The organism is Microbacterium sp. NPDC003461, from assembly GCF_053588335.1.
Genome location: NZ_JBSFPT010000010.1, coordinates 45,707 through 58,318, shown reverse-complemented (window position 1 = coordinate 58,318; position 12,612 = coordinate 45,707). Strand labels below are relative to the sequence as shown.

At 72.5% G+C, this 12,612-nt stretch carries 13 protein-coding genes; 7 read left to right on the top strand and 6 right to left on the bottom strand.

Translation table 11 applies throughout. The features are described 5' to 3' along the window. Positions 1-13 precede the first annotated feature (13 nt). Both ACWDR7_RS06140 and relB read left to right on the top strand, forming a co-directional pair. Complete coding sequence (locus ACWDR7_RS06140; protein ID WP_449854043.1) at positions 14-652, top strand: hypothetical protein; 639 nt, start codon at positions 14-16, stop codon at positions 650-652. A gap of 95 nt (positions 653-747) precedes the next feature. Beyond that, the gene (gene relB / locus ACWDR7_RS06135) at positions 748-978 is read left to right on the top strand and encodes a type II toxin-antitoxin system RelB family antitoxin (RefSeq protein ID WP_449854042.1); all 231 of its coding nucleotides are present in this window, start codon (positions 748-750) and stop codon (positions 976-978) included. A gap of 339 nt (positions 979-1,317) precedes the next feature. On the opposite strand, the gene ACWDR7_RS06130 is transcribed toward relB, so the two are convergent. The 5 genes from ACWDR7_RS06130 to ACWDR7_RS06110 all read right to left on the bottom strand — a co-directional run bounded on the left by ACWDR7_RS06130 (position 1,318) and on the right by ACWDR7_RS06110 (position 6,369). Next, positions 1,318-3,096 carry an acetyl/propionyl/methylcrotonyl-CoA carboxylase subunit alpha gene (locus ACWDR7_RS06130; protein ID WP_449854041.1) on the bottom strand — a complete coding sequence of 593 codons (1,779 nt, stop codon included), beginning with the start codon at positions 3,094-3,096 and terminating at the stop codon, positions 1,318-1,320. A gap of 78 nt (positions 3,097-3,174) precedes the next feature. Next, positions 3,175-3,819, bottom strand: coding sequence for a Maf family protein (locus tag ACWDR7_RS06125; RefSeq protein ID WP_449854040.1), 645 nt, complete (start codon positions 3,817-3,819; stop codon positions 3,175-3,177). A gap of 396 nt (positions 3,820-4,215) precedes the next feature. Continuing rightward, positions 4,216-4,464: a hypothetical protein gene (locus ACWDR7_RS06120; protein ID WP_449854039.1), complete on the bottom strand. Its 249-nt coding sequence runs from the start codon at positions 4,462-4,464 to the stop codon at positions 4,216-4,218. A 15-nt stretch (positions 4,465-4,479) separates the two neighbouring features. Beyond that, complete coding sequence (locus ACWDR7_RS06115) at positions 4,480-5,730, bottom strand: DUF222 domain-containing protein (protein ID WP_449854038.1); 1,251 nt, start codon at positions 5,728-5,730, stop codon at positions 4,480-4,482. Positions 5,731-6,012: 282 nt separating this feature from the next. Continuing rightward, positions 6,013-6,369, bottom strand: a complete 357-nt coding sequence (locus ACWDR7_RS06110; RefSeq protein WP_449854037.1) for a MerR family transcriptional regulator — start codon at positions 6,367-6,369, stop codon at positions 6,013-6,015. A gap of 49 nt (positions 6,370-6,418) precedes the next feature. Between ACWDR7_RS06110 and ACWDR7_RS06105 the strand changes: the two genes are divergently transcribed. Continuing rightward, entirely contained in the window at positions 6,419-6,979 is a 561-nt protein-coding gene (locus ACWDR7_RS06105; protein ID WP_449854036.1) for an RBBP9/YdeN family alpha/beta hydrolase, read from the top strand. A gap of 164 nt (positions 6,980-7,143) precedes the next feature. Next, entirely contained in the window at positions 7,144-9,495 is a 2,352-nt protein-coding gene (locus ACWDR7_RS06100) for a hypothetical protein (RefSeq protein ID WP_449854035.1), read from the top strand. Positions 9,496-9,516: 21 nt separating this feature from the next. Here ACWDR7_RS06100 and ACWDR7_RS06095 read toward each other — a convergent pair whose 3' ends face one another. Then, positions 9,517-10,065 carry a hypothetical protein gene (locus ACWDR7_RS06095; RefSeq protein WP_449854034.1) on the bottom strand — a complete coding sequence of 183 codons (549 nt, stop codon included), beginning with the start codon at positions 10,063-10,065 and terminating at the stop codon, positions 9,517-9,519. A 174-nt stretch (positions 10,066-10,239) separates the two neighbouring features. On the opposite strand from ACWDR7_RS06095, the gene ACWDR7_RS06090 reads away from it, so the two are divergent. The 3 genes from ACWDR7_RS06090 to pstC all read left to right on the top strand — a co-directional run bounded on the left by ACWDR7_RS06090 (position 10,240) and on the right by pstC (position 12,612). Further along, a complete protein-coding gene (locus ACWDR7_RS06090) occupies positions 10,240-10,809 on the top strand; it encodes an RNA polymerase sigma factor (protein WP_449854065.1) in 570 nt (189 codons plus the stop codon). Next, entirely contained in the window at positions 10,806-11,276 is a 471-nt protein-coding gene (locus ACWDR7_RS06085; protein WP_449854033.1) for a hypothetical protein, read from the top strand. The genes ACWDR7_RS06090 and ACWDR7_RS06085 overlap by 4 nt, the downstream gene beginning before the upstream one ends. Before the next feature lie 391 nt (positions 11,277-11,667). Next, positions 11,668-12,612: a phosphate ABC transporter permease subunit PstC gene (gene pstC / locus ACWDR7_RS06080; RefSeq protein ID WP_449854032.1), complete on the top strand. Its 945-nt coding sequence runs from the start codon at positions 11,668-11,670 to the stop codon at positions 12,610-12,612.

Sequence of the window (12,612 nt, the reverse complement as noted above, 5' to 3'; positions counted from 1 at the left end):
GCCTGGTTCCGGCATGCGAAGGGCGGGGCGGTTCCTGCTGTGGCCGATCGCCGTCATCGGGATCGCATTGGCCGTCGTCGGAGGCTTCAGCGTGGCGGGAGTCTTGAGCGGCATGCGGAGCTCGATGTTCTTCGGGAACGACACCGATGAGCGCAGCACCGAGGTCATCACGGCGGTGACCCGCCAGCAGCAGGTCGCGTTGCTGAGCCTGGCGGTTCAGGGCATCAGTCAGAGACGCGACAGCAGCACCTTCCTCGGCATCGACATCCCAGGCAGCGAACGCGCGTCCTTCATGCAGTACGCCTTCACGGCGAAGCTGGGGGTGGACGGCGACGAGGTGAGAGTCGAGCCCCAGGGCGCTGGAGGGTATGTCGTCACCATCCCCGACTTCGTCTTCATCGGGCACGATGATGCGAGCTTCGAGCTGGTGACGGAGAGCAACGGCGTGCTCAGCTGGATCACGCCCGAGATCGACCAGCTGGAGATGGTCACGGCCGTCCTCAGCGACGACGTCAAGGCGGACTACATCGAGGAGAACCTGCAGGTTCTGAGGGAGCAGTCGGAGGCGTTCTACCGCGGCATCATCGTCGGTGTCGATCCGGAGGCGGATGTCACGTTCCGGTTCGCCGACACCGCGGACAGCTCGCGCTGAACGCCGGCTCGAGTTGCGCCGGGGGTCAGTGGCCGACGGCGGGGAGGCAGCCGCCGTCCATGATGATTCCGCCCTCGTGTGCGACACATGCAAACATGTCTACGAGCGTTCTCAGCGTGCGCCTGCCGGACGACATCAAGGCCCGGCTCGATGCACTCGCCGCATCCACGGGGCATCCAGCGGCCTACTACGTGCGCGAGGCCGTGACCGACCACCTCGATGAGATCGAGTACGCGTACACCCTGCGCGCCGAGGCCGAAGCGATTCGCCGGGGCGAGGCGCGCACACGATCCCTCGAAGAGGTGGCCACGGACCTCGGGATCTGACCCGAGACCCTGGGGAGTGCCGCAGGGGTGGTGCGAGCGGGCCGAGTGTCGATCTTCTCGATACCGACCCACGGCGCTCGACCTTGAGCGTTGATCACGCGGAGCGTGTCAACGCGCCGTCGACAAGCGGTTGCGGTGGTCGCTTCATCTCCGCGCCTCCGCGCGCTCCGTTCAGCAACCGGTCGGATGAAGCCCACGGTTGCTGAACGGAGCGAGCGAAGCGAGCGCAGATGAAGCGACCTCCGCAACTCTCGCTCGTCGACCGGAGGCGCGATAGCGCCGGAGCGGAGACGGGCCGAGCGGAGCGAAGCGGAGTCGAGGCCGAGGGCGCGCGGAACGTCAGACGATCTGCAGCAGCTGGTGGCCGGCGGGGACCGTGGTGCCCGGGGTGGCGTCGACGGCGGCGATGACGCCGTCCTTGTGCGCCTGCAGCGGCTGCTCCATCTTCATCGCCTCGAGCACGACCACCAGGTCGCCCTTGACGACCTCCTGGCCCTCCTCGACGGCGACCTTGACGACCGTCGCCTGCATCGGCGACTTCAGCGTGTCGCCCGAGGCGCCGGTCGAGACCGCTCCGCCGCTGTGCGAACGGCGCGACGGGGGAGCGGCGGCCGGGCGGCCGGCGGACGCGACCGACGCGGTGATCCGATCCGGCAGGCTCACCTCGAGGCGCTTGCCCGCGACCTCGACGACCACGGTGTGGCGCGGCTCGGGCGCGGCGGGCGGCTCGAGCTCGCCGTCCCATGCGGGAATGTCGTTGTCGAACTCGGTCTCGATCCAGCGCGTGTAGACGCCGAACGATCCGTCCTCCGCCGTGAAGGCGGGCTCGCGAACGACCTTGCGGTGGAAGGGCAGCACCGTGGGGAGTCCGGCGACCTCGAACTCGTCGAGGGCGCGGCGGGAGCGCTCGAGAGCCTCGGCGCGGTCCTTGCCCGTGACGATGATCTTCGCGAGCAGCGAGTCGAAGGCGCCGCTCACGCTGTCGCCGGCCGTGACACCCGAGTCGAGGCGGATGCCGGGGCCGCCGAAGGTCTTGAAGACGTGGATCGGGCCGGGCTGGGGCAGGAATCCGCGGCCCGGGTCCTCGCCGTTGATGCGGAACTCGATCGAGTGGCCCTGCGGCGCGGGGTCGTCGTAGTCGATCGTGCCGCCCGCCGCGATCCGGAACTGCTCGCGGACGAGGTCGATCCCGGTGACCTCCTCGGAGACGGGGTGCTCGACCTGGAGGCGCGTGTTGACCTCGAGGAACGAGATGGTGCCGTCGGCGCCGATGAGGAACTCGCACGTGCCGGCGCCGGTGTAGCCGACCTCGCGCAGGATCGCCTTGGAGGCGTCGTAGAGGATGCGGTTCTGCTCGTCGGTGAGGAAGGGCGCGGGCGCCTCCTCGACGAGCTTCTGGTGGCGGCGCTGCAGCGAGCAGTCGCGCGTGGAGATGACGACGACGTTGCCCTCCGCGTCGGCGAGGCACTGGGTCTCGACGTGGCGCGGCTTGTCGAGGTACTTCTCGACGAAGCACTCGCCCCGGCCGAAGGCGGCGATCGCCTCGCGGGTGGCCGACTCGAACAGCTCGGGGATCTCCTCGAGCGTGCGGGCGACCTTGAGGCCACGGCCGCCGCCGCCGTACGCGGCCTTGATCGCGATCGGCAGCCCGACCTGCTCGGCGAAGGCGACGACCTCGTCGGCGGTGTCGACGGGTCCGGGGGTGCCGGGGGCGAGGGGCGCGCCGACCTTCTCGGCCACGTGGCGCGCGGTGACCTTGTCGCCGAGGGCCTCGATGGCCTCGGGCGAGGGACCGATCCAGACGAGCCCTGCGCCGATGACGGCGCGCGCGAACTCGGCGTTCTCGGCGAGGAATCCGTAGCCGGGGTGCACGGCGTCGGCGCCGGATCGGCGGGCGACGGCGAGGATCTTGTCGATCTTCAGGTAGGTGTCGGCGCTCGTCTCGCCACCCAGCGCGTAGGCCTCGTCCGCGAGCTTGGCGTGGAGGGCGTCGCGGTCCTGGTCGGCGTACACGGCGACGGACCCGAGCCCGGCGTCGCGGGCTGCCCGGATGATGCGGACGGCGATCTCGCCGCGGTTGGCGATGAGGACCTTGCTGAGCGCACGGGGGACGGACATGGATTTCAGCCTAGTAACGGCCGCCCCCGCTCCTTTGAGCGCCCCCGACAACAAAGCTCGGGATTCGTGTCGTGATGTCTACGACGTGCGGTTCCAGAGGTCGGTCCACGTGATGCCGAGGTCGCGGACCAGGCGGCGGATCGTGGAGAGCGACATGCCGATGACCGTGGAGGGGTCGCCCTCGACGCGCTCGATGAACGCGCCGCCCAGGCTGTCGACGGTGAAGGCGCCGGCGACGTGCAGCGGCTCGCCGGTGGCGACGTAGGTCGCGATCTCGGCGTCGTCCACGTCGGCCGCGAACGAGACGGACGCCTCGGCGACGTTGTGCACCTCGCGCGGCTCGGTGCCGGGGGCGACGCGGATGACGCTGTGGCCGGAGTGCAGCACGCCCGTGCGGCCGCGCATCTCGCGCCAGCGGGCGGTGGCGTTCTCGGCGGTGTACGGCTTGCCGTAGACGACCCCGTCGAGCTCGAACATGGAGTCGCCGCCGATGACGATGCCGTCGAAGGCCTCGCGGGCGAGGCGCGTCGCGACGTCCTGCGCCTTGAGGCGGGCGAGGACGAGCACGTGCTCGGCGGGCGGGAGCGTGCGCCCCTCGGCGGCCTCGATGGCGGCGATCTCGGCCTCCTCGTCCACGCCGGGCGCCTCGAGGCGCGGCTCGATGCCGACCTGGCGCATGAGCATGAGGCGGGCGGGCGACGTGGAGGCGAGGCAGACCTGCATGTGTCCACGGTATCGAGCGGTGCGGTGGTGGCTTGCCAGAGGGTTGTCGGTGTCGGGCGGGTCGCGGTGGTCGCTTCATCTACGGCGCTTCGCGCCTCCGCTCAGCAACCGATGGGGGTGGTGCGAGGATCCGTTCGGCAGCCGATTGGGTTGTGCGCGGCTCGTTCGGCAGCCGATTAGGTGGTGCGCGGATCCGTTCGGCGACAGACCGGGACGTGCGCGGCTTCGTTCGTCAGCCGGTGGGGGTGTGCGGCTCGTTCGGCGGCCGATCGGCTGCTGGGCGGTTCTGTTCAGCGACCGGTCGAGTGTGCCGCGCGGTTTCTGTAGGAGCGGGGGACGGCTCGGTCCGGTCCGCTGGGCCCGGGGTGGCTCATGCGCGCGATCCCCGGGGCGGGGTCAGGCGGCGCGTGGCGGCGGCCCCAAGGCCCAGCGGAGGGGGGAGCGGGTGGGGAGTTCGGTGGGTTCGCTGCTGTCGGGTGGGTGGAGCAGGAAGGGGCCGTGGCGGTCGCGGGTGATGCGGTAGCGGTGGTGGTGGAGGTTCATGTGGTGGAACCTGCACAGGAGGATGCCGCGGTCGATGTCGGTGCGTCCACCGTGGGTGGCCCAGGTGTCGATGTGGTGGGCTTCGCAGTAGGAGGCGGGCATGCCGCATCCGCGCCATCAGCAGCCGCCGTCGCGGATGGCGAGGGCGATGCGCTGTTTCGGGGTGAACAGTCGCTGTTCCCGCCCGACGTCGAGGGGGTTCCCGTGCACGTCGACGGTGACCGGGGTGTGCCCGGTGGTGCAGATGGCCTGCTCGACCGCCGGGGCGGGGAGCGGGTGGCCGCCGTCCTCGGTGTACCCGGGGCCGGGCCGGCCGGGACCGGGCCGGCCGGGACCGGGCTGGACGGGACCGTCGCTGCCGACCCCGCTGGGAGCGTCGCCCCCGCTGCCGGCGCCGCCGGCGGCGTTGCGGGTGGGGTCGATGGTGACGACGCGGACGCCGGGCTGGCGGGCACCGAACACCGTTTCGGCGTCGGCGACGGCGCCGGCGCGCAGCACCCCGAGGATGAGGTCGTAGGTGAGCTGGTCGTTCGTCCGCGGGTCGTCGGTGAGCTGTTGCGCTTTCGCGGCCTCGTCGGGGTCGACGAACCGGGGACCGCCGCGGCGGGGCCGCAGGGCCGCGTCGATCACGGTCCGCATCCACGCCGCACCCTCGTCGTCGAACACGATCTTCGCGTGCTGGACGCCGTCCGCGTCCGTCCACATCCGGAACGCGCGTGCCTCGAACCGGGCCAGGAACCGCGCCTCGGCACCTTCCGGATCCAACCGGTCCCGCAACACCCGTGCCGCGGTGGCGAGATCCTCGACCGTGCACTCGGCCGCGACGGCGACCAGCTGCTCGGCCGCGAGCCGCCACGCCTCCACTGCGGCATCCGCGCTGGCCGGCGACGAATCCTGCGACGAGGAGCCGGTGGGTGGGTGGCCGAGGCCGCGGAGGATCGCGTCCATCTGCGCCGCCGTGACCACCCCGCTCAGCAGCGCCTGATCCACCGGGTCATGCCACGGCACCGCCGGCGGGACGCTCTGCTCGGCCGCAGCGGCGGGGTCGAGGCCCTCCGGTGCCGTAGCCGGTTCGGCGCCCGCGCCGTTCCCGCCCAGCGCAGATTCCACCAGCGACTGACCGACGCGTACTTGTCGGGCGGCGTCGCCGCGGGTGCTTCCGGACAGCTCCTGCACGAGAGCGACCGCGTTGCGATGCCCCCGACCCTGCGCCAGACCCTTGTGCCCCGCCGCCCGTGACGAGCGCGCCGATACGACTCCCGCGGCGACCGCTCGGACGCGTTCGGCGGTCTTGGCCAGGTCGGTCGCGACGGTCAGCAGGGCGAGCACGTCCTCGTCTGGAAGGGCCGCCACCACAGCGACATCCACCGGCGGCAATGACGCGACTGCGCCTGCCCGGTCCTGGAAATCGCTGAGGAATGTCATACCCGCATCGTCTCACCGACCACCGACACCGGAACCCGCGGAAGCCCCGGCCAGGACCAGAAACGGCCGTTCTGTGGATAAGCCGGTGGAAACGGCGGGTGTGGACGAACCGACACCCCCGAGCGCATGCAGGAGGAGTTGCGGTGGTCGCTTCATCTCCGGCGCTTCGGCGCTCCGTTCAGCAACCGAACCGTCCAGCGACCAACGGAGCACCAACCGCCCCGCTCAGCCCGCCGTCACAAGGGCGCACAGGCGCGTGCGGGTGCGCGCGAGCGCCGTTTGCTGTGCGTCGAGGCGTGCGGCGATCGCGTCGAGCTCGGCGCGCAGGTCGGGGCACATCTCGAGCGACATGCCGTGGTCGCCCGTCCTCGCGCAGTCGAGGTAGCGGCGAATGGTCGCCGTCGGCAGCCCGGCGTCGATCATCGTCTTGATCTGGCGCACACGCACGACGTCCGCCTCGGAATAGAGACGGTATCCGTTGACGTCGCGATCCGGCACCAGCAGCTCGCGATCCTCGTAGTGCCGTAGCGCCCGGGCCGACACCCCGGCGCGCTCGGCGAGCTCGCCGATCAGCATGCGCATCGCTTCGACTTGACCTTCTCGCTGGCGTGAAGCCCTACGCTCCCGCGACATGACAGCGACAACTCCGCGGCGGGCCGTGATCTTCCACGGTTACGGCGCCACTCCCGAGGACCACTGGTTCGGCTGGCTTGCCCGGCGGCTGCGCGAGGCGGGCATCCCCGCACGGGTTCCCGCGCTCGCGGACCCCGGGTGCCCGGATCCGGACCGCTGGGCCGCGGCCGCCGCCCAGGCGATCGGCACACCGGGACCGGGCTCGATCGTGGTCGCCCATAGCCTCGGCTGCCTCACCGTGCTGCGGCACCTCGCGTCGCTCGCGGGGCCGTGGCGCCTGGACGCACTCGTGCTCGTCGCCGGGTTCGCGGATCGACTGCCCGCGCTGCCCGAGCTCGACGGCTTCATCGGCGGCGGCGTCGACGTGGAGGGCCTGCCCGAGCGCATCGGATCGCTCACCGTGCTCCGCTCCGACGCCGACGCCTACGTGCCCACCGGGCACACGGATCGGCTGGCCCGGATGCTCGGCACGTCGGCGCGGATCGTCCCCGGCGCCGGTCACTTCCTCGCCGGCGACGGGATCACCGCGCTGCCGCAGGCGCTCGACGCGATCGTGTGACGGCGGAGTCGCGTGCCCTCGGGCGGCGAGCACGGATCGTCGATCACGCGCGCGGGCGGGTGGACACCCGTGCGTCACCGGGTGTTCGTCTGGGGCCGGTACAGTGACCCGCGTCGTGGCCCGTGCAGCGCGGGCGATGCGACCAGACCCACTGTGGAGAGAGCATGCCCGGCTCGATCTGGACGAACGGCGACCGCGCGGCAGCGGACGCCGCCGCGTCGCCGATGCCGCGCGCCCTCCCGCCGCAACCCGAGCGCGCAACCGCCGCCGCAACCCGCCCCACTGCCGCAACCCACACCACCCCCGCCCCCCGCCGCACCCGCCACGCGCTCGTCGGGGGGCTCGCGGTCGCGGGGGTCGTGGCGGGGCTGGCGCTCGTCGCCGGGGACCCCACCGGTGCCGGGCGGGTGGGCGGCGGCGAGACGCTCGTGTGGGCCAGCACCGGCGCCGGCGGGGTGGGGCGCGTGAACGTGGCCGTCGGCGAGTTCGACGCCGTGCTGCCCGTGGCGGCCGCCGCACTCGACGTGGCGCAAGCCGCGGGCACCGTGCTCGTCGTCGATCGCGAGCATGCCGCCCTCGCTTCCCTCGACCCCGCCAGCGTCGCGCTCGGCGACGCCGCCGGGTTGCCCGGCCCCGCGACGCAGATCGAGATCCTCCCCGCACCTGACCCCGCGCCCGACGCGCCCGATCCCGCCTCGGTCGCCCTGCTCGATCCGCGGTCCGGCAGCCTGTGGCGCGTGCCCGCCGACGAGCTCGGTGCCTTCGACGCCGACGCGCCACCGCTGCGGCGGTTCGGGGTCGGCGCCGGCATGGCGCCCGACGGATCGGGCGGCGTCGTCGTGGTGTCGCCGCGCGAAGGCCGCGCGTACCGCCTCACGCCGGGCGGGATCGAGCAGCTTGGCGAGTTCGCGCCGTTCCGCGGATCGGCCACGCGGCCCGTGCAGGTCGCGGCGACGGCGGGCGGATGGGCGGCGCTGGACCCGCGCTCGGGCCGGCTGCATACCGCGGCCGGCGCGGTCGACCTGAGCTCGTGGGGCGGCGACCTCGCGCTCGAGCGATCCGCGGCCGTGGTGACGGCGGACGCCCCGCCCGCGGACGTCCTCGTCGCGACGGATCGGCGCCTGCTGGCCGTGCGCGACGGCCGCGTGGCAGCGATCCCTGACGCGACCGCAGACCCAGTCCCCGGCGCAACCGCCGCCCCCGACCCCGGCCCGGCGCGCCCCGTGCGGGTGGGGGACTGCGTACACGCCGCATGGTCGGGCGCCGCGCTGTCGTGGTGCGGTGACGACGCGCCGCGCGTGACGGCGCTCGATCGCGCGGAGGCCGCGGCGTCGGCGGAGCTGGTGTTCCGCGTGAACGGTGCCGCCGTGGTGCTCAACGCGCCCGCGACGGGCGAGGTGTGGAACGTGGCGGAGCCCGGCGCGGCGGCAGTGCCGTGGCACGGCGGGATCGGCGAACCGGCCGATCCTCCCCGAGAGGAGCAGCCTCCGCCCGCCGCAGGCTCCGCCGATCCCATCGCCCCGGTGCTGCAGCCACAGCGGCCGGGCCCGAACGCGCCGACGGTCCCGGACGCGCCGCCGCAGCCCGACGCCGCGCAAGGCCCCCAGCCCGACGCCCCGGAGCCCGAGCCGCCCGCGCCCGACCCCGCCGCCCCGGAACCCGACGCACCCCCGGCCCCGCTGCGCCCCGGATCGGTCCGCGCCTTCACCGACCCCGCCGCCGGCGCGGTGATGGTGGAGTGGTCGCCGTTCACCGCCGGCGCGCCCGTGCGGGGCTACTTCGCGCAGCGGCTGCGCCCCGGCGAGAGCCCCGGATCGTGCCGCGCGGACGGCGGCGCGGTCACGGCGCCCACCGGGGGCGAGGTGCTCGACGCGGGCGCGGCGCTCGCGGCGGCGTTCGGGGGAGCGGCGCCGCCCGACGGCGGCTACCGCCTCATCGTGTGGGGCTACACGGCCGACGAGTGCGTGGCGAGCGAGGCCGTCACCGTGCACGCCGATCCGCTGCCGGCCGCCGTGGCGCACGACGGCGGCGCGATGGCGTGGATCGGCACGCGCTACGAGTACGTGGCGGCGCCGGCCGCGTTCGCCGGCTTCTACCAGCTGCGGGCGCCCGGGGCGGGCGACGCGGTGGCGTTCACCGGATCGGCGGTGCCGCGCGAGCTGCTGGGCGGATCGTTCGGGCAGCCCGCGGCGTACGAGCTGCGCGCCTGCACGCCGTGGGGCAGCGAGGCGCGCTGCGGAGAATGGACGGCGTTCGCCGCGCCCGAGCCGTCGCTCGACTTCACGCTCGCCGAGCTCGCCTACGACGAGGCGACGGGAACGTGGACGTGGAGCGGGCTGCCCGACAACGGCGGGGCGTCTGTGCGCGTCTCGTGCTGGAGCTACTCACAGACCCACGGACAGATGGTCGGGCAGCCCGGCGGGTGCAGTACCACCACGGTGGTGCCAGCGAACGACGCCGTCCTTCAGGCGCGAATCGCAGGGGTCACCCTCCTCATGACGGGCGACGCGTGGTGAGCATTGGCGTGGGTGAACGGCCTACTCAAGCCAGAGCGACCGAGCACGGTCCTTGAACGCGCCGAGGTCTGCGGAAGCGGAGATCGGCCCGAACTCCGTACCGGAGAAGTTGATCGCGTCGTAGACGTAGCTCACACATCCGTTGTAGGAGCGCAGCGACTCGAAGCGCTGATCCCAGTCGTGCAAAGTCGAGAACCCGTGCGTATAGCCGTCGCAGACCTGAGGCAGGGTCGTGAAGTAGCTGACGCTCGCTCCCGTGTAGCCGACCTCGTCCCACGCCGTCGCCAGCAGATACGTCTCATCGTCGGCCACGGCCGCGGCGGCCGAGCGCGCGGACGCGACGCTCACCGATCCGGTCGGCACGGCCACGACGGTCGAGCCGGTGTCGGCCTCGATCTGGGCGATGGGGTCGAGGGAGGCGTCGAAGCACGCGGACTCGCCGGTGTCGACGTTGACCCAGCACGACTGTGCGTCGGCGGGCGAGGCCGCCGTGGCGGCGGTGGGCGCGAGCGCGAGGGCGGCGAGGATGCCGGTCGTGGCGCCGAGGGACGAGAGCGAGAGGCTGTTCATGGGCCACAGTCAACCGATCCCCACCCCAGCCCGGGCAACGAGGGGGTGAATCTTGGGCGTCGGCCTGTGGTGCGACGTGTCGATGCGGCGAACATCGGGTGTCGAAGGTAAGGAAATCGAGTTTCCGCACAGCGGCGCCGGGTGTTCCGCGGGCATGGCTACACTCGGCGCGTGATGGGCGAGTGGAGCGGGCGCGGGCCGTGGCGCGAGCGCAGCGACCGCGAGCTGCTCGACGCCGCCGCCCGCGACGACGACCGGGCCTTCGCCGTGCTCTATCACCGCTATATCGAAGACGTGTTCGTCGCCGCCCTCGAGGAGCTCGGCGACGAGGACGAGGCGCAGCAGGTGGCGCAGCAGGTGTTCGCCACAGCGTGGGACAAGGCCAGGCACGTGCGGCTGGCGAACGGATCGGCGCTCTCCTGGCTGCTCGTGACGTGCCGCAACCACGCGGCGAACCGGCTGCGATCTCTGCGGCGGCGGCCCGCCTTCGAGGGACTGGACGATCGCGCGGTTACCATGCTGGAGACCCGGCAGCGGCAGCGCATCGAGGATCGCGAGCTGCTCGAGAGGGTCGAAGAGGAGATCTCGGCGATGCCGGCGCTCGACCAGCAGGCGTACCAGGCGGTCATCGTCGAGGGCCTCAGCTACGACGAGGCCGCGCGGCGACTGGGCATCTCCGTCGCGTCGGTGGGCAAACGACTGAACCGCGTGCGCAAGCGCGTCGGGCAACGATTCGGGGGATGACGATGAGCGATCAGCCGCGTCTGAGTCCCGAGCGCCGCGCCGCCATGGCCGAGTGGCTGCAGGGCCACATCGCCAGGCGCCGCCGCCGGCGCCGCCGCCTGGCGATCGCCGGCGCGGCCGGCGCCGGCGTGCTCACGCTGGGTCTGGCCGCCGCGATCGTGCTCGCGCCGCAGGAGGTGCAGGACCGCTGGGTGGAGTGCTACCCCGAGGCCGACCTGTCGTCGCCGTACGCCACGGGCGTGCGCGACGGCGCCGAGCCGGTGGGCGACCGCGAGGTGTACGCGCTGTCGATGTGCGAGAACCTGTGGGAGCAGGGCCTGGTCGACGGCACCGCGCGCGACGCGGCGCCCGAGCTCGTGCTGTGCCGCCGGGCCGACCTCTCGCTGCTCGCGTTCCCCCGTGACGACTCCGCGGCCCCGGCGGAGGAGTTCTGCCGCGACCTCGGGCTGTACACGCCCGGGGAGTGAGGCGGGGCGCACCGGCGGACGCGGGCTGCGGTGGTCGCTTCATCTTCGCGGCCTGCGGCCGCTTCGTTCAGCAACCGATGGGCTGTGCGGGGCGCGCCATCCGGTTGCTGAACGGAGGCGCGAAGCGCCGGAGATGAAGCGACCACCGCAACCCACCAACGGCCCCCAGAAACCGCGGTATGTCCGCCGAAACGCGGTCCTTACCCCCTACCTGAATATTCACTGAGTCGACCTCAGTTCGCCCTTGACTGTTCGGGGAACTACCCCTTCTGCAGCCCGGCAGAGCCGGACATGCTTGTGTCCCGTGACAACCCCCCAGACGACGGACGAGGCGCTTGCTGCTCGTCCCGATTCCTCCCCGGCGGAGGACAGGCCGCGAAGCCTCCGCGCCGTGCGCGGGCTCTCGGACAACCTGTTCCGGGTCGGCTCGCACTCGGGCGGCGTGATCGTTCTCGTGATCATGACGCTCGTGGGCCTGTTCCTCGCGATCCGTGGGGCGGAGGCCTTCGGCGTCGCCGGCCCCGAGTTCCTCACGGAGCAGGACTGGGAGCCCGCGAGCGGCCGCTTCGGCATCGCGGCGGTGCTGTTCGGCACGGTGGTGATCGCGCTCATCGCGATCAGCGTCGCCCTGCCGCTGGCCCTGGGCGTCGCCACCTACATCTCCGAGTACGCGCCAGACGGGCTCAAGCGGCTGCTGACGAACATCGTCGACCTCATGGCCGCCATCCCCAGCATCGTGTACGGGCTCTGGGGCGCGTACTGGCTGCAGGAGCAGCTCATCCCGGTCGCCGAGTGGCTCAGCACCTACCTGGGCTGGATCCCGATCTTCGCGGTGTCGCAGTTCGACCCGAGCGACCCGCTCGCCACGCCCACCGTGTTCACCGCGTCGGCGTTCCTGGCTGGCCTGGTGGTGGCGCTCATGGTCGCCCCGATCGCCGCGTCGATCATGCGCGAGGTGTTCGCGCAGGCGCCGCTGGGTGAGCGCGAGGGGGCGCTCGCGCTCGGCTCGAGCAAGTGGGGCATGATCCGCAACGTGGTCTACCCGTACGGGCTGGGCGGCATCATCGGCGGCACGATGCTCGGCCTCGGCCGGGCGCTGGGCGAGACGATCGCCGTGTACATCGTGATCTCGCCGATCTTCGTCATCAACTGGCACGTGCTTTCTGCCGGCACGAACTCCATCAGCGCCCTCATCGCGCTGCGCTACGGCGAGGCCTCGGCCCTCGAGCTGTCGGGCCTGATGGCGGCCGGCCTCGTGCTCTTCCTCATCACGATGGCCGTGAACTTCATCGCCGGCTTCATCGTCAGCCGCTCCCGCTCCGGGGCATCGAGCTGA

Coding starts and splice junctions, on each gene's coding strand:
- relB (WP_449854042.1), top strand. CDS start 748: ATGTCTACGAGCGTTCTCAGCGTGCGCCTGCCGGACGACATCAAGGCC.
- ACWDR7_RS06095 (WP_449854034.1), bottom strand. CDS start 10,065: ATGAACAGCCTCTCGCTCTCGTCCCTCGGCGCCACGACCGGCATCCTC.
- ACWDR7_RS06090 (WP_449854065.1), top strand. CDS start 10,240: ATGGGCGAGTGGAGCGGGCGCGGGCCGTGGCGCGAGCGCAGCGACCGC.
- ACWDR7_RS06140 (WP_449854043.1), top strand. CDS start 14: ATGCGAAGGGCGGGGCGGTTCCTGCTGTGGCCGATCGCCGTCATCGGG.
- ACWDR7_RS06130 (WP_449854041.1), bottom strand. CDS start 3,096: ATGTCCGTCCCCCGTGCGCTCAGCAAGGTCCTCATCGCCAACCGCGGC.
- ACWDR7_RS06100 (WP_449854035.1), top strand. CDS start 7,144: ATGCCCGGCTCGATCTGGACGAACGGCGACCGCGCGGCAGCGGACGCC.
- ACWDR7_RS06085 (WP_449854033.1), top strand. CDS start 10,806: ATGACGATGAGCGATCAGCCGCGTCTGAGTCCCGAGCGCCGCGCCGCC.
- ACWDR7_RS06105 (WP_449854036.1), top strand. CDS start 6,419: ATGACAGCGACAACTCCGCGGCGGGCCGTGATCTTCCACGGTTACGGC.
- ACWDR7_RS06125 (WP_449854040.1), bottom strand. CDS start 3,819: ATGCAGGTCTGCCTCGCCTCCACGTCGCCCGCCCGCCTCATGCTCATG.
- ACWDR7_RS06110 (WP_449854037.1), bottom strand. CDS start 6,369: ATGCGCATGCTGATCGGCGAGCTCGCCGAGCGCGCCGGGGTGTCGGCC.
- ACWDR7_RS06120 (WP_449854039.1), bottom strand. CDS start 4,464: ATGCCCGCCTCCTACTGCGAAGCCCACCACATCGACACCTGGGCCACC.